Source organism: Streptomyces sp. yr375 (assembly GCF_900110755.1).
Lineage (GTDB): Bacteria > Actinomycetota > Actinomycetes > Streptomycetales > Streptomycetaceae > Streptomyces.
The window spans coordinates 218961-235229 of record NZ_FOFF01000002.1 but is presented as its reverse complement, the minus strand read 5'-3'; the positions used below and the strand labels follow the sequence as shown (position 1 = coordinate 235229).

Here is a 16269-nt window from a genome sequence, read left to right as displayed (position 1 = left end):
ACAAGGATCAACCGAACATATCGACCACATGTCCACCTTATGGTCATCGACGGCAGGTATCACTCATGAAGGCCCGCGTACGGGACACGGCCGCCGCCCCGACCTCCGTCTGCACGGCGGTCGCACTGTCGCTCGTGCTGTCGCTCGCGCTGGCGGCCTGCGGGACGGGCGCCGGCGGCGATTCCGGCGGGGCGGGCGGACCGCGCATCGGGGTGCTGCTGCCGGACGCCACCACGGCCCGCTGGGAGGCCCAGGACCGACCCCTGCTGGAGAAGAGGATCAAGGAGCTGTGCGCGACCTGCGCGGTCGAGCACGCCAACGCGAAGGGCGACGTGGCCCTCCAGCAGGAGCAGATGGACTCGATGATCACCAAGGGCGTCGACGCGATCGTGCTGGTGGCCGTGGACGCCCGGTCGCTGGGCACGGCGGTCGCCAAGGCGCACGCGGCGGACATCCCCGTCATCGCCTACGACCGGCTCGCCGAGGGCCCGATCTCGGGGTATGTCTCCTTCGACGGCGTCGAGGTCGGCCGGCTCCAGGGCCGGGCGCTGCTGACGGCGATGGGCGACAAGGTGCCCGGCGCGCAGATCGTCATGATGAACGGCGACCCCAACGACCCGAACGCGAAGGCGTTCAAGGAGGGCGCGCTGTCCGTGCTCGACGGAAAGGTGCGCATCGGCAAGGCGTACGACACCCCGCAGTGGCGGGCCGAGACCGCCCACATGAACATGTCCGGGGCGCTCGCGGCGCTCGGCGCCGACGCGGTCGACGGGGTCTACGCGGCCAACGACGGCCTGGCCGGCGGGAGCATCGCCGCCCTGAAGGCGGACAAGGTCGCCCCGCTGCCCCCGGTCACCGGGCAGGACGCCGAACTCGCGGCGCTGCGGCGGATCGTCGCCGGCGAGCAGTACATGACCGTCTTCAAGCCGTTCGGGCCCGAGGCGGCCGCCGGTGGCGCGATGGCGGTGGCCGCGGCCCGTGGGCAGAGCCTGGGGAAGGTGGCCACGAGCCGGGTGCCGACGCGCGGCGGCGAGCCGGTCGCCTCGGTGCTGCTCACCCCCGTGCCGGTGACCGCCGGCACCATCCGCGACACGGTCGTGAAGGACGGCCTGCACACGGTCGCGCAGATCTGCGTCCCCCAGCTCCGTGCCGCCTGCGCGAGGGCCGGACTGACCTGACATCCGAGGAGTTGGTTCGTGTGCCGGATCCCCCGTTGCTGGCGCTGCGCGGTGTGTGCAAGCGCTTCGGGGTCGTCGATGTCCTCACGGACATCGAGCTGGAGATCCACTCCGGGCAGGTCGTCGCCCTCCTCGGGGACAACGGGGCCGGCAAGTCCACGCTGGTCAAGGTGATCTCGGGGGTGACGCCCGCCGAGAAGGGCGTCATCGAGTGGCAGGGCCGGCCGGTCCAGATCAGACGCCCGCACGACGCCCGGGACCTGGGCATCGCCACCGTCTACCAGGATCTCGCGCTGTGCGGGAACCTCGACGTCGTCGGGAACCTGTTCCTCGGCCGGGAGATCCGCAAGTCGGGCTTTCTCGACGAGGTGGAGATGGAGCGCCGCACCAGGGCGCTGCTGGAGCGCCTGACCAGGCGGCTGCCCGAGCTGCGCGGCCCCGTGGTCTCCCTGTCCAGCGGCCAGCGGCAGACGGTGGCCATCGCCCGCTCGCTCCTCGGCGACCCGCGCATCCTCCTGCTGGACGAACCGACGGCGGCGCTGGGCATCGAGCAGACCGGCGAGATCCTGGACCTGATCGACGAGTTGCGCGACCGCGGGCTCGGCGTGCTGCTCATCAGCCACAACATGGGCGACGTGAAGGCCCTCGCGGACCGCGCCGCGGTGCTGCGCCTGGGCCGCAACAACGGCTTCTTCGACGTCAACACCGCCTCGCAGGAGCAGATCATCTCGTCCATCACCGGCGCCACCCAGAACGTGCCCCGCCGGCCCGCCGGCCGGGAGACGGGGTGGTGACCCGGCTGCGGGCCGCCGTACCGGCCGCCGTACGGGCCGCGCAGGACGGGGTCGCGGTCGTCCGGCGCAAGCTCCGCGCCGGTGAACTGGGGTCGCTGCCCGTCGTGCTGGTCCTGGCCGTCGTCTGGATCACCTTCCAGTCCCTCAACGAGAACTTCCTCTCGCCCCGCAACCTGTCCAACCTCAGCGTGGACATCGTGGGCACCGGGCTGATCGCGGTCGGCATCGTCTTCGTGCTGCTGCTCGGCGAACTCGACCTGTCCGTAGGCTCGATCAGCGGTCTGGCGGCGGCCGTCTTCGCCGTGCTGAACGTGAACAACGGGGTGCCCGAGTGGCTCGCGCTGATCGTCGCGGTGCTCGCGGGCACCGTCGCGGGCACCGTCCAGGGCTACTCCATCGGCCGGACCCGGGTGCCGGCGTTCGTCGTCACGCTCGCCGGGCTGCTCACCTGGAACGGCCTGATGTTGGCGATCCTCGGGGACAGCGGCACCGTCAACCTCGACGAGAACGGCCTCGTCGCCAAGCTGACCAGCTACTACTTCACGGACGACGCCGTCGCCTACGGCCTGGCGGCGCTCGCCGCGGGCGCGGTCTTCCTGGTTGCCGACCGCGACCGGCGCCGCCGCCGGGCCGTCGGCATGCCGCACCGCTCGCTGCGTGCCGTCGTGGCCCGCGCCGGGGGGATCGCGGTGCTCGCGTTCACCATCGCCTACCTGCTCAACCGGTTCCAGGGCCTGCCGCTCGCCCTGCTGATCTTCCTCGTGGTGGTGGCCGGCCTCGACGTCGTGCTGCGCCGCACCCACTACGGACGGCAGGTCTACGCCCTCGGCGGCAGCGTCGAGGCGGCCCGCCGCGCCAGTCTCAATGTGACGGCGGTGCAGACCGCGGTGCTCGCCGCCTCGGGCACGATGGCCGCGATCGGCGGCCTGTTCCTGGCCTCGCGCATCACCTCGGTGAGCCAGAGCTCGGGCTCCGGGGTGCTGCTGGTGAACGCCATCGCGGCGGCCGTCATCGGCGGCACCAGTCTGTTCGGCGGACGCGGTACGACCTGGTCGGCGGTGCTGGGCATGCTGGTCATCCAGTCGATCGCGTCCGGCATGGCGATCACCGACACGCCCCCGGCCGTCCAGTTCGTGATCACGGGCGGGGTGCTGTTCGCCGCGGTGGTCATCGACTCGCTGTCGCGACGCTCCCAGGAGGCGCACGGCCGGGCCTGACGACGTACCCCCGAGCCTGCACATACCTGGTCACCGTGCGATCATTTTGGTTAAATGTTGCACCACTTTTGAACGCGGCCCCGCCGCCCCCTCGTAGTGAGGGATACCCGGCGCGTCACGTACGAGGCGCTCCAGTGGCGATAGGACAACCTTGCCGAAGAACTCACCGACGACGGCGGGACCCAGAAAGTCCCTCACCCGCAACCGGCCCGTGGGCAGACGACTCCGGGCCGTTCTGCTGATCCCGGTGCTCGTCGCCCTCGCGCTCGGCGGCGTACGGGTGAAGAATTCGGTGGACACCTGGCAGGAGGCCGACGAGGCGGTCCGGGTGGCCGAACTGGTGCGGGCGGCGAACACCTACGCGAGCGACGCGATCAACGAGCGCGATGTGTCGGTCATCCCGCTGCTCAGGGACAAGAAGCCGTCGGACGCGGTCGTCCGGGCCCGGCAGACCACCGACGCGGACGCGCAGGTGTTCGACGCGGCGGTCGCCCGGATGCCGCAGACCGCCGACCTGCTGCGGCGCGTGCAACGGGTGCGCGACGGCGAGCGGCAGCTCGCCGCCGTACGGGCCGCCGCCTTCACGTCCGGCATGTCCGGCGTGCGGTCGGAGGAGAGCTACCACGCCGTCCAGCACCCCCTGATGGAGCTCTCGAACGAACTGGGCTTCGGCAGCAGCAACCGCACGAGCCTCGGCCGCAGCCTCTACGCCATGTCCCTGACGCAGGCGACCGAGTCCCTGATCCGGTCCATCGGCACCCACCTGCTGGTGCAGGACCGCGACAGCCTCGCCCCGGGCGAGCTCCAGACCCAGTTGGCCGCCTTCCGCTCGTACACCTATCTCGAACAGGTGGGGCTCCAGGAGTTCGCGGGCGCCGCCACCGCCGAGGACATGGCGCGGCTGCGACAGGCGCTGGCCGCTGCCGAGGCACGCGGCAAGGAGGGCGACGTGCAGGCGGCGGCGCGGGCCGCGGCGGCGGGGCGGACCTACGTCGCCCCGCCCGGCATCGACGAGATGGTCACCGAGATCTCCGCCGGGAAGCCGGCCGTGGCGCTCGCCGCGCGGGGCATCACGCCCGAGTCGTTCTTCGCCGCGTCCACCCTGAGCTTCGACGCCTACCGCAGCGTCCAGGTGGACCTGACCGACGCCGCCCTCGCGAGCGCCCACACCGTCGCCGACGACGCGCGCCGCGACGCCGTCACGCAGGGCGCGCTGGTCCTCGCCGCGGTGCTCGCCGCGTTCCTGCTGGCCTCCTGGATGGCCCGCACGATGAGCACGGACATGCGCCGGCTCAGCGGCTTCGCCATCGAGATCGCCGGGCAGCGGCTGCCGACGATGATCGAGCGGCTGTCGCGGGCCGACCCCGGCCTGGTGGACACCCGGGTCACCCCGATCCCGATCGCCACCACCGAGGAGATCGGCGAGGTCGCCCGGGCCTTCGACCACATCCACCGCGAGGCCGTCCGGCTCGCCGCCGAACAGGCCCGGCTGCGGGGCAACATCAACACGATCTTCATCAACCTCTCGCGTCGCAACCAGTCCCTGATCGAACGCCAACTGGCGCTGATCACCCGACTGGAGGACAACGAGACCGACCCGGACCAGTTGGCGAACCTGTTCCGGCTGGACCACCTCGCCACCCGGGTGCGCCGCAACGGCGAGAACCTGCTGGTGCTGGGCGGCGAGAAGCCCGCCCAGCAGTGGGACCGGCCGCTCGCGCTGGTCGACGTGATCCGCGCGGCCTCCTCGGAGGTGGAGCAGTACGAGCGCATCCGGCTCGCCGGCGTCCCGGAGGCCCAGGTCGCCGGCCCGGCCGTGACCGACCTGGTGCGGCTGCTCGCCGAACTGCTGGAGAACGCCACCGCGTTCTCCTCCCCGCAGTCGGAGGTACGGGTGACGGCGGTGCGGCTGCCCGACGGGCGGATCATGGTCGAGATCCACGACGAGGGCATCGGGCTCCAGGCCGGCGACTTCGCGACGCTCAACCACAAGCTGGCCAACCCGCCGACCGTCGACGTCGGCGTCTCCCAGCACATGGGGCTGTTCGTGGTCGGCAGACTCGCCGAACGGCACGGCATCCGCGTCCAGTTGCGGCCGTCCGGCGAGCGGACCGGCACCACGTCCCTGGTCATGCTGCCGGACACGGTCGCCGAGCCCTCCCCGGACGCCCTGCCCGACTCCGACACCCTGGGCCTGAACCTCCTCAGGGGCATCCCGGAGCCCCGGCACGCGGTCTTCCCGGACTTCGGCGACGCCTTCACCGACTACGAGGCATGGCAGGACGACTCGACCGGCCCCCGCCCCACCCCCATCCCCACCGCGCCCCTGACCCCGGACCCGCCGGCCCCGGACCCCGACCCCCGGGGCGCGCGACGCGCACGGCGCCAGCCCCCGCGCGCCCCCGGAGGCGGCGGCCACCGGTCCCGGTAGGCGTCGGGCGCGACGCGCCGCCGGATGGCCGATCCCGCCGGTTCGAGACCTTTCCGGCCATAACGTGCACAATATGAAGAACTGTCATATCGCATATCTGGCGTGCGCCGCGGCGCTCCTCGGGACGGGGCTCGGGGCCGCTCCGTCGGTCGCCGGCCACGCGGCCGCGGGTCACAGCGCCCGTCACACGGTCCATCGGGTCCAGCCGGGGGAATCGATCCAGAAGGTGGTGGACGCCGCCCTGCCGGGTGACACCGTGCTGCTGGCCGCCGGCACCTACCACGAGAGCGTCACGGTGAGCGCGTCCGGGCTGACCCTGCGCGGCATGGGCCGCGACACGGTGATCCAGCCGGACCCGGCCGTCAAGGCCGTCGGCGCCTGCGCCGAGGCCGGCAACGGCATCTGCGTCCAGGGCACCACGGACAAGAACGTCGAGGACGTCACCGTCGCCTCCCTGACGGTGACCGGGTTCACCAAGTCCGGCGTCTCGGCCACCTCGACCGACGGGCTGACCGTGCGCAACGTCGCCGCGCTGAAGAACGGGGTGTGGGGCATCGCCGCCGAGCGCTCCGTGCACAGCCTGTTCCGGGACAACACCGCCCGGGACAACGGCGACGCGGGCCTGTTCCTCGCCAACTCCATCAACCAGGAGCAGGGCGCCACGGACACCGAGGGCACGCTCGTCGAGCACAACCGGCTGGAGGGCAACCGGATCGGCGTCACCGTCCGCCGCCTGCGCGACCTCACCGTCGCGCGCAACCACCTCACCGGCAACTGCGCCGCCGTGTTCGTCGTCGGCGACGAGAACAAGCCGAAGGCCGGGTTCGTGACGGTGCGCGAGAACCGCATCGAGCGCAACAACAAGTCGTGCCCGAAGACCGCCCGGCTGGACGCCCTCCAGGGTTCCGGCATCGTCCTGACCGGCGCCGAGGACAGCCTGATCAGCGACAACGTCATCAAGGACAACGCCGGTACGTCCCCGCTGTCGGGCGGCATCGTCCTGTTCAAGAGCTTCGTGGGCACGACCAGCGACCGCAACCGGATCACCGGCAACACGCTGCGGGGCAACTCCCCCGCTGACCTGGTCAACGCGGACACCGGCACGGGCAACACGTTCGAGGGCAACTCCTGCCGGGAGTCGAAGCCCGCCGGCCTGTGCTGAACACCCCCCTCACCCCGAGAAGGAAGGAAGGCGGCGCATGACGACCGTTGAGACCGTTCCGACCGCCCAGGCCGTTCCGGCCGTTCAGACCTCGCAGACCGCCCCACCGCCGTCCATGCGGCTGCGGGAGCTCGCGTTCGGGGCGGCGTGCGCCGCCGCCCTGCGCGCGGCCGCCCGGCTCGGCGTCGCCGACGCCCTCGGCGACAGCCCCATGGCCGTCGAGGACCTCGCGGCCGCGGTGAAGGCAGAACCCCGGCCGCTGCGCCGGCTGCTGCGCGCGCTGTCCTGCTACGGCGTCTTCGCCGAGCGGCCGGACGGGACGTTCGCGCACACCGACGTCTCCCGGCTGCTGCGCGAGGACGACCCGAACAGCCTGCGCGCCATCTCCCTGTGGTGCACCGAGCCGTGGACCTGGGACGCCTGGCCGCTGCTCGACGAAGCGGTGCGCACCGGCCGCAACGTCGTGGAGGACCTGTACGGCAAGGAGTTCTTCCCCTACCTGAACGAGGACGCCCCGGAGTCCGCCGACGTCTTCAACCGCGCGATGACGACGTCCAGCGTGCAGTCGGCGCGGGACGTCGCCGAGTTCCTCGACCTGTCGGGGAGTTCGTCGGTCGCCGACCTCGGCGGCGGCCAGGGGCACGTGGTGGCGAGCCTGCTGGACAAGTACCCCGCGATGCACGGCACCCTGGTCGACCTGCCCCGGGTGGTGGAGAACGCGGTGCCGAGGCTGCGCGCCGGCGGCGACCTCGCGGACCGGGCGCGCGTGGTGCCCGGCGACGTCCGCACGGCCGTCCCGGTGAAGGCCGACGTCTACGTCATCAAGAACATCCTGGAGTGGGACGACGAGAGCACCGCCCGCACGCTGCGCAACGTCCGCGAGACGGGCGGCCCCGGGACGCGCGTCGTGGTCATCGAGAACCTGGTCGACGACACGCCGTCGATGCGGTTCAGCACCGCGATGGACCTGATGCTGCTCCTCAACGTCGGCGGGGCGAAGCACACCACCGAGAGCATGATCGGCCGGCTGACCGAAGCGGGCCTGGTCATCGACCGGATCAGCCCGGTCAACCCGTATCTGCACGCGTTCGACTGCCACATCCCCGCCTGACCCGAGCGCACCCCCGCAGCACCGCATCCCCCCGAAACCACCGGTCGCCGGGCCCGCAGCGTCGCGGGTCCGGCGACCGGTGAGGGCCGGCGCGGGTCAGCGGGCCGGCTCGCGCTCCCAGAGGTAGAAGCGCTGCGCCATGGCGTCCTTCGGGGAGCGCCAGGTCTGCGGGTCGTACGCGCTGACGTACGCGGAGAGGCGCTCGCTGACGTCCCGGAACTCGGGATGCCCGGTGATCTTGGCGATGGCGGGTCCGGGATCACGGTCGGACTCGATCATGTGCATGTACACGTCGCCGAACTGGAAGAGGCTGCGCCGGACGACGCCGACCAGGTGCGGCAGCTCTCCCCGGTCGGACTCCTCGAACACCTTGGCGATGTCGGGGGCGCTGCCGGGGGCCATACGGGCGACGATCAGGGCTTGGTGCATGGGGACTGCTCTCCGTTCTCCGTTCTCCGTCCGGTTCAGTCGGTGAGGCCCGCGGTGGCCCCGCGTTCGGCGGCGGCCTTCTCGATGCGGTCCCGGATCAGGCCCATCTGGACCTTGGAGTTGCGGTTGATGTTGTCGGTCATCCACTCGTCGTCGACCGGCGCCTCGGGCTTCATCGCGAAGTCCTGCGTCCAGATCATCCGGGTGCCGGCCGGTGTCTCCTCGTATCGCCAGTGGATGTTCATGTGGTCGAAGGGGCCCGTCTCGACCCGGCGGGCCTTGACGGTGCGCGTCTCGCGGTCCGGCTCGCGCTCCGAGACCCAGCTCCACACGGTGCCGTTCTCGTCGGGGTGCATGGTCAGCCGGAACGTCGTCTTGCGGCCCTCCCGGGAGAGGACCTCGACGGACGCGTACTCGGTGAACAGCCGCGGCCAGTTCTCCAGGTCGTTGGTGATCTCCCAGACCAGGTCCAGCGGGGCCGCGATGGTGATCTCGTTCTGCGTGTGTCCGGACATCTCACGCTCCTGTCGTCATGAGGGCACTGTTGACGAGGTCGAGGAACTGCCGGGGCGTCTTGGAGCGTTCGGCGTCGACGGGCATCGGCGTCCCGTACCGGTTCTCCAGCTCGCCCACGATGCCCAGCAGGCCGAGCGAGTCGACGCCCAGGCAGGCGAAGCCTGCGTCGTCCTGCCGGAGCTGCTCCGGGGCGACGGTGACGCCGGCGGACTTCTTCATGAGTTCGGCCAGCTCTTCCACGGTGATGCGGTCAGACATGCGGTTCCTCTCCTTCGTTGCTCCTACTGCTGCGCGCCGCCTCGCGGCGAGGCGGCGTCAGGCGCCGTGCCGCAGCACCAGCGCCGAGTTCGACCCCATGAGTCCCCGGCTCAGGACCAGCGCCGTGCGCACCTCGGCGCTGCGCGCCCGGCCGGACACGAGGTCGAGGTCATGGCAGATGTCGAAGACGTTGGGCGTCGGCGGGATCAGGCCGTGCTCCATCGCGAGCACCGCCGCCGCGGTGTCCATCAGGGGCGCCGCGCAGTAGCCCCGGCCGATCCCGGTCTTCGGCGCCGTGACGGGCACCCGGGTGCCGTGCGCGCCGAGGGCGTCGGCGATCGCCAGCGCTTCGGCGCGGTCCGCCGCCGGGACGCCGAGGGCGTCGGCGAACACCACGTCGATCTCCTCGGGGGCGCACTCGGCCTCCGCCAGGGCGCCCCGGATGGCCTGGGCGAGCCCCTCCCGGGAGTCCTCCCAGCGGGACGCGCCCGTGAAGGTCGCCGCGTGTCCGGCGAGGTAGGCACGCACCCGCGCGCCACGCTCCCGGGCCACGCCCGCCTCCTCCACCACGGCCATCGCACCGCCCTCCGCGGGGACGAACCCGCAGGCGGCGGCGGTGAACGGGCGGTAGGCACGGGTCGGGTCGTCGACGGTGCTGAGCTCCTCGTAACCGAGCTGGCAGACCACCGAGTACGGCGCGATGGGCGCCTCGGTGGCCCCGGCGACGATCACGTCGGTGCCGCGCCGCACGGCCCGCGCCGCGTGGGCGAGGGCGTCCAGGCCGCCGGCCTCGTCGGCGGCGACGACCGAGCAGGGGCCCTTGAAACCGCGGCGGATGGAGATCTGGCCGGTGCTGGCGGCGTAGAACCAGGCGATGGACTGGTACGGGCCGACGTAGCGGCTGCCCTTGTCCCACAGCCGTTGCAGTTCCCGCTGGCCGAACTCGCCGCCGCCGGACCCGGCCGCGGTGACCACGCCGATGGAGAACGGGGCCTCGTCGGTGTCGGGCCGGCCGAGGCGGGCGTCGTCCAGCGCGAGGTCGGCCGCGGCCATCGCGAAGTGGGTGAAGCGGTCGGTCTGGACGAGGTAGCGCTCCTCGATCGCGGCCGCCGGATCGAAGTCGCGGACCTGGCCCGCCACCCGCAGCGGCAGGTGTTCGCAGCCTTCGCGGGTGACCCGGTCCAGGACGCTGATGCCCTCGCTGGTGGCCTTCCAGAAGGTCTCGGTGCTGGCTCCGTTGGGCGCGACCACGCCGATTCCCGTGACCGCCGCGAGCCGTGGACGGGGTTCGCTCATCGTGTCTTCTCCCTCGGCCGGTTCATGACCACCGCGGACTGGAAGCCGCCGAACCCGCTGCCCACCGAGAGCACCCCGGCCAGCCTGCGTTCGCGGGCCACGCGCGGGACGTAGTCCAGGTCGCATTCGGGGTCGGGCGTCTCGTAGTTCGCGGTCGGCGGGACCACCTGATGGGTCAGGGCCAGCACACAGGCGACGAGTTCGATCGCCCCGATCGCGCCGAGGGAGTGCCCCACCATGGACTTGATGGAGCTCATGGGCGTGTCGTAGGCGTGTGCGCCCAGGACCCGTTTCACCGCCGCGGTCTCGTGGCGGTCGTTCTGTTTGGTGCCGGACCCGTGCGCGTTGACGTAGTCGATCGCCGTGGCGTCGAGCCGGGCGTGGTCGAGGGCGTCCTCGATGGCCCGGGCCATCTCCAGGCCCTCGCTGGTCAGGCCGGTCATGTGGTAGGCGTTGCCGAAGGTGGCGTACCCGCCGAGCTCGCAGTACACATGCGCGCCGCGGGCCCGGGCGTGCTCCAGCTCCTCGAGGACGAGGACGGCGCCGCCCTCCCCCATCACGAACCCGTCCCGGTCGGCGTCGAAGGGACGCGAGGCGTGGGCGGGGTCGTCGTTGTTCGGGGAGGTGGCCTTGATCGCGTCGAAGCAGGCCATGGTGATCGGGGAGATCGGCGAGTCCGAGGCGCCGGCGATGCAGATGTCGGCGCGGCCCTCCTCGACGGTGTGGAAGGCGTAGCCGACCGCGTCGAGTCCCGAGGTGCAGCCCGTGGAGACGGTCTGCACCGGCCCGCGCGCCCCGAACCGCTCGGCCACCGTGGAGGCGAGGGTGCTGGGCGAGAACGCCCGGTGCAGCTCCGGGGCCGCCTCCCGGTGGTCCACGTCCCACCGCTTGCCGCGGTTGCTGACGAGGACGTAGTCGTTCTCCAGCCGGGTGGTGCCGCCGACCGCGGTGCCCAGGGAGACGCCGACCCGCCAGGGGTCCTCGGCGGCGAGGTCGAGACCGGAGTCCCGGACCGCCTCGTCGCCGGCGACCATGGCGAACTGGATGTAGCGGTCGCAGCGTTCGACGTCCCGGGCGTCCAGGCCGTGGGCCGCCGGGTCGAAGTCGCACTCGGCGGCGATCCGCGAGCGCAGCCCGCTCGGGTCGAAGAAGGTGATGCCGCGGGTCGCCGTGCGCCCCTCGACCAGGAGCTTCCAGAACGCCGGCGTGCCTATGCCGCCCGGGGCGACGATGCCTATGCCGGTGACCGCCACCCGTCGCGTCATGACCGGACCTGACGTCGCCCGGCCGGCTCGGCGCCGATCACGACGGGCTCGGCGTCGGTCTCCTCGGTGTCGACGTGGCCGAGCGGCGGGCTCGGGGCCAGCGGGCCGAGGTGGAAGACCATCCGGGCCTCGACCTTGCCGACGTTGCGGAAGCGGTGGCGCATGTGAGCGGGGATCATCAGGCCCTGCTCGGGCTGCAACGGCACCGACTCGCCGTCCAGGTCCACCTCCAACTGCCCGCAGACGACGTAGATGAACTCCTCGGAGTAGGGGTGGTAGTGCTCGGCGATGCGGTCGCCGGGCTGGATGAGGGCCACACCCATGAAACCGCTGGTAGAGCCGACCGTGACGGGGGTGAGCAGGGCGCGCAGATCGCCGCCGCGGCGGGTGTTGGGCTCGACCTCGCTGAGATCCACGACTCTGGGACGGGAAGTGATCACGACGTTCCTCCGATGATGTACTGCGCCGACGCGGGCGGGGCGCGCGCCCCGGCCCGCGTGATGACGAATCAGGCGTCGGGCGACCGACGGTCGGTGACGAGCTCCATGCGCGCGCGTTCGAGGAAGCGCGCGAGCCGGACGGCGTCCGGCGCGGAGGCGTCCGCGTCGGCGGCGTCCGGGAGCGTGGTCAGTTCGGCCACCTGCCCGGGGTCGGCCAGGCCGAGGGCCATGGCCGGGTCGGCGGCGTCGAGTCCGCCGCGCACGTCGATCAGCCGGACGACGACGTCGTCGCGCTGGAAGATCGTGCTGCGCAGGACCGGGCTGCGCGGGTCGTCCGCCGCCGCCTCGTCCTGCCGGGACAGCAGCTCGGCCAGCTTCATGCCGCGGTCGGGGCGGGCCGGGTAGTACAGGGCGTACCGCTCGGCCTGCGGGTCCAGCCGTTCGGCCGTCACGTGGTGGACGGCCGGCAGCGCGGCGCGGGTGAAGAACACCCGGGCGGACTCGGGGTCGTCGAGGTCCCGGTCCTGCTCCAGATGGGGGTTGAGGGCCTCCTCGACGGCCCGTACCTCGGGCTGCCGGGACACGTGGCGCAGCGCGGCGAGCAGGTCGCCGCGCACCTCGATGGCCCGCACCACCCGGTTGCCGTGCATGAACAGCGAGGTGCGGCAGAGCCGGGTGGTGTCGTCGACCTGCGGCTCGGGCGAGGCGTAGTCGGCGAGGATCTTGGCGACGATCTCCTCGCTGCCCGGCTTCACCGTGAAGGTGAGGGCGTGGCGGATCACGCCGTCGCCGATCCTGGGCGACGTCTGGAGCCGGCGCGTGGCCCGCTCGGCGCCGGCCGCCGGGCCGCCGGTCTCGCGGACGACGTGGAAGCGCAGCGACCGGGTGTCGCGGACGCAACTGTGCAGCGGCTCCACCATCGCCACGTGTTCCTCGCTGTTGACCCAGGCGAGGAACGGCGGGGCGCTCTCCCATTCGCTGGTGATGAGCCACTGGGAGGGGTTCTCGATGGACTGGCACAACTGGTCGCTGACATGCCCGGGGACGGACGCGACCTGGTTGCAGAGCTGCTCGTAGGCTTCCAGGAACTGCTGCTGGGCCCCGTCGTAGACGTCGACCAAAAGGACGACGCGCAGTCGGGAGCCGTCGAAGACGGACTGGGAGACTCGTTGCGACGCCTGTCGCGCCCGCGAACCTGCAACACGTTCGGACGTGGTGGTCATCCTGCGCACATCTCCTTCGCGGAGGGGGAAGTGAACGTCGGCCGCGGTGATGCGACGTCAGCGTTCCTCGATCGTGTGCCCGTCCCCGCAAGCGCGCGACTCGGATGAACTACGTGGGTGACTGGGCGCGCGCGGCCGTCACACCAGATGGGCGAAGACGACCAGGTTGTCGGTGTAGTCCCGGACCGTGCGGTTGTACTCCCCCGCGCAGGTGATGAGACGTACCTGCGCCTGGGCGGTGTCGCCGTACACGCGTTCGCTGGGGAAGTCGTCCTTGGCGAACGTCTCCGCGCTGTCGACCTGGAAGGACGCCGTGCGGCCGTCGGCCCGCAGGACCTGGAAGGTGTCGCCCTTCGCGAGTTCGGCGAGCCCCGCGAACACGGCGGGGGACGTCTTGGTGTCGACGTGCCCGGCGATGATCGAGGTGCCCGTCTCCCCGGGGGAGGCGCCCGCGGCGTGCCAGCCGACGAGGTTGGTGTCGTCCGCGGGCGGCGGTTCCAGCCGGCCGTCGGCGCCGATGGCGAGGGCGGTGAAGGGGGCGTCGACGCCGATCTTCGGGATGAGCAGGCGCACCGGCCTGGAGCGCGGCAGGTGCTTGCCCGCCGGGGCCGGGTCCCCGTCGGGCGCGGCCGACGGGGGCAGGCCCGGGGCCGGGTTCGCCGGGACGGACGCGGCGGCGGGCGGGGCGTGCGGGGGGCTGGCGGCGCCGGACGACGTGTCGTTGCCGCCGAACAGGTTCAGCGCCAGGACCACGGCGGCCCCGGCGCACAGCATCATCAGGCCGGTACGGGAGGTGCCCTCACCGGCGGAGGAATCAGAAGAGGAAGGAGAAGGGGAAGGGGAGGAAGTAGGGGGGACTGGCATCGGGGACGACCTCACTGGGGCGCGGCAGCGGTGCGGACGGGGCGCGGGGAGCGAGCCGGGCCGCCGCACGGGGTACGGGCGGCGGCCACGGCTTCGCTGTCGCGTCCGGTGGGGAGAGGGCCACGCATCTGATGGTCCTTCCGGCCCGACCGGGCAGCCGACGCTTCGTCAGCTCGGGTGACCCGACCGGGATGTGATCCACCGTCAGCCCCCGGCCGCCGCGGCACCACTCGGGGCGTTCACACGGGTGACGCCCGGTGCGGGCCGCGCCGGGTCCGTGGGGTCAGGCGAGGTCCAGCCCGGCTTGCAGGACCTGACGCAGCGTCGACTCGGCGTCCGGGTCCGGGCCGGGCGAGCGCCAGGCGACGAACCCGTCGGGGCGGACGAGTACGGCGCCGCCGCGTGACGTGCCGTGGCGCTCCGCCCAGTCGGCGTCGTCCTCGGGCACCAGGTCGGCGCCGGGGCCGGTGCCGACCCGGTAGGACCGGAGCGGGAGGGACAGTTCGGCGGCGAGGCGGGTCGCGGCGCCGTGCCAGCCGCCGCCTCCCCCGGCTCCGCCGCCTCCGCCGGGCTCGTCGGCGTCGCTGAGCAGCACCAGGAAGCGTTCGTAGAGGTCGAGGGTGGAGATCCGCTCGTCCGCCCGCCGTACCCACAGGTGGGGGGCGCGGCTGCCGGGGCGGCCGGTCAGGTCGAGGCCTTCCGGGACGACCGGCTCGGCGGGGTCGGCGCCGACGACGGCGCCCTGCGGGTAGCGGTAGCCGAGGGCGACGTTGAGGATGCCCCGCTGGGGGCCGCCGCCGCCCACGCCGGGCGGCGGGGCGAACCCGGGGTGGCTGTGCTCGGCGGACCGGACGGCGGCCCGCGCGCTGGTGGCCTCCGCGACCGGGCGGCGCTCGGCGTCGTAGCTGTCCAGCAGCCCCTCGCCGGCCCAGCCGTCGAGCACCGCGGCCAGTTTCCAGGCCAGGTTGTGCGCGTCCTGGATGCCGGTGTTGGAGCCGAAGGCGCCGGTCGGGGACATCTCGTGGGCCGAGTCGCCGGCCAGGAACACCCGGCCCGACCGGTAGCTGCGGGCGACCCGCTGGGCGGCGTGCCAGGGCGCCTTGCCGGTGACCGTCACGTCGAGGTCGGCGACCCCGACGGCCCGGCGGATGTGCTCGACGCACCGCTCGTCGGTGAACTCCTCCAGGGTTTCCCCGTGTTCGGGGTGCCAGGGGGCGTGGAAGACCCAGTTCTCGACGTTGTCCACCGGCAGCAGGGCGCCGTCGGCGTCCGGGCTGGTCAGGTAGCAGACGATGAAGCGGCGGTCGCCCACCACGTCGGCGAGGCGGCGGGAGCGGAAGGTGAGGCTGACGTTGTGGAACAGGTCGCCCGGCCCGCTCTGCCCGATGCCGAGCTGTTCGCGGACGGGGCTGCGGGGGCCGTCGGCGGCGACGAGGTAGTCGGCGCGGATGGTGGTGTGCTCGCCCGTCTCCCGGCTCTTGACCACCGCGGTGACGCCGGCGGGGTCGCTGTCGAACGACATGAGCTCGGTGGAGAACCGCAGGTCGCCGCCGTGCCGGACGGCGTGGTCGAGGAGCACCGGCTCCAGGTCGTTCTGGCTGCACAGGCACCAGGCGCTGGGGCTGAAACGGGCCAGCCCGCCGCCCGGGTCGATGTCCCGGAACAGCCACTCGCCGGCGTCGCCGACCAGGGTGGGGGTCTGCAGGATGCCGTGGTTGCCGGCCAGGGTGGCGGCTGCCTCCTGGATCGACTTCTCCACGCCCGCCACCCGGAACAGCTCCATCGTCCGGACGTTGTTGCCGCGGCCGCGGGGGTGGATGGAGGTGCCGGAATGGCGCTCCACCAGTACATGCGGCACCCCGAGCCGGCCCAGGAACAACGAGGTCGCCAGCCCGACCAGGGAGCCGCCGACGATGAGGACCGGGACCCTGAGGATGTCGGGGCCGGTCCGTTCGGCTCGTTCGTTCATCACACTCGCCTCCAGCGCGTCGTGTCCGCCGACCCGGCCGGATACGGCGGAGATCCTCATGCATGCCCCGTGGGGCTGACGGCGGCTCAGGCTTCACCCGGCTGCGTCGCGGGGCC

The 16269-nt window shown here is 72.5% G+C and carries 15 protein-coding genes; 6 read left to right on the top strand and 9 right to left on the bottom strand.

The window, feature by feature from the left end:
- Positions 1-65: 65 nt before the first annotated feature.
- The 6 genes from BMZ82_RS03555 to BMZ82_RS03530 all read left to right on the top strand — a co-directional run bounded on the left by BMZ82_RS03555 (position 66) and on the right by BMZ82_RS03530 (position 7893).
- Complete coding sequence (locus BMZ82_RS03555) at positions 66-1178, top strand: sugar ABC transporter substrate-binding protein (RefSeq protein WP_093771508.1); 1113 nt, start codon at positions 66-68, stop codon at positions 1176-1178.
- Between the two features lie 20 nt (positions 1179-1198).
- Positions 1199-1972: an ATP-binding cassette domain-containing protein gene (locus tag BMZ82_RS03550; protein WP_093771507.1), complete on the top strand. Its 774-nt coding sequence runs from the start codon at positions 1199-1201 to the stop codon at positions 1970-1972.
- A 5-nt stretch (positions 1973-1977) separates the two neighbouring features.
- Complete coding sequence (locus tag BMZ82_RS03545) at positions 1978-3189, top strand: sugar ABC transporter permease (RefSeq protein WP_093771880.1); 1212 nt, start codon at positions 1978-1980, stop codon at positions 3187-3189.
- A 211-nt stretch (positions 3190-3400) separates the two neighbouring features.
- A complete protein-coding gene (locus BMZ82_RS03540; RefSeq protein WP_093771505.1) occupies positions 3401-5620 on the top strand; it encodes a sensor histidine kinase in 2220 nt (739 codons plus the stop codon).
- Positions 5621-5693: 73 nt separating this feature from the next.
- On the top strand, positions 5694-6782 hold the full coding sequence (locus BMZ82_RS03535) for a right-handed parallel beta-helix repeat-containing protein (RefSeq protein WP_093771503.1): 1089 nt from the start codon (positions 5694-5696) through the stop codon (positions 6780-6782).
- A gap of 37 nt (positions 6783-6819) precedes the next feature.
- Positions 6820-7893, top strand: a complete 1074-nt coding sequence (locus BMZ82_RS03530) for a methyltransferase (protein WP_371271022.1) — start codon at positions 6820-6822, stop codon at positions 7891-7893.
- Between the two features lie 96 nt (positions 7894-7989).
- Here the strand turns inward: BMZ82_RS03530 and BMZ82_RS03525 are convergent, their stop codons facing one another.
- The 9 genes from BMZ82_RS03525 to BMZ82_RS03485 all read right to left on the bottom strand — a co-directional run bounded on the left by BMZ82_RS03525 (position 7990) and on the right by BMZ82_RS03485 (position 16153).
- Entirely contained in the window at positions 7990-8322 is a 333-nt protein-coding gene (locus BMZ82_RS03525; protein ID WP_093771501.1) for a TcmI family type II polyketide cyclase, read from the bottom strand.
- A gap of 35 nt (positions 8323-8357) precedes the next feature.
- On the bottom strand, positions 8358-8837 hold the full coding sequence (locus BMZ82_RS03520) for an SRPBCC family protein (RefSeq protein ID WP_093771499.1): 480 nt from the start codon (positions 8835-8837) through the stop codon (positions 8358-8360).
- A gap of 1 nt (position 8838) precedes the next feature.
- Positions 8839-9096, bottom strand: coding sequence for an acyl carrier protein (locus BMZ82_RS03515; RefSeq protein ID WP_093771497.1), 258 nt, complete (start codon positions 9094-9096; stop codon positions 8839-8841).
- Positions 9097-9153: 57 nt separating this feature from the next.
- Positions 9154-10392 (bottom strand): ketosynthase chain-length factor, encoded by a 1239-nt coding sequence (locus BMZ82_RS03510; RefSeq protein ID WP_093771495.1) that lies wholly within the window; start codon positions 10390-10392, stop codon positions 9154-9156.
- Entirely contained in the window at positions 10389-11657 is a 1269-nt protein-coding gene (locus BMZ82_RS03505) for a beta-ketoacyl-[acyl-carrier-protein] synthase family protein (RefSeq protein ID WP_093771493.1), read from the bottom strand. Before BMZ82_RS03505 ends, BMZ82_RS03510 begins: the two co-directional genes overlap by 4 nt.
- Entirely contained in the window at positions 11654-12097 is a 444-nt protein-coding gene (locus BMZ82_RS03500; RefSeq protein ID WP_177244360.1) for a cupin domain-containing protein, read from the bottom strand. The genes BMZ82_RS03505 and BMZ82_RS03500 overlap by 4 nt, the downstream gene beginning before the upstream one ends.
- Positions 12098-12165: 68 nt before the next feature.
- Positions 12166-13320 (bottom strand): SchA/CurD-like domain-containing protein, encoded by a 1155-nt coding sequence (locus BMZ82_RS03495; RefSeq protein WP_093771489.1) that lies wholly within the window; start codon positions 13318-13320, stop codon positions 12166-12168.
- A gap of 138 nt (positions 13321-13458) precedes the next feature.
- Positions 13459-14094, bottom strand: a complete 636-nt coding sequence (locus BMZ82_RS03490) for a class F sortase (protein ID WP_177244381.1) — start codon at positions 14092-14094, stop codon at positions 13459-13461.
- Positions 14095-14467: 373 nt separating this feature from the next.
- Complete coding sequence (locus tag BMZ82_RS03485) at positions 14468-16153, bottom strand: FAD-dependent oxidoreductase (protein WP_093771876.1); 1686 nt, start codon at positions 16151-16153, stop codon at positions 14468-14470.
- Positions 16154-16269: the final 116 nt, after the last annotated feature.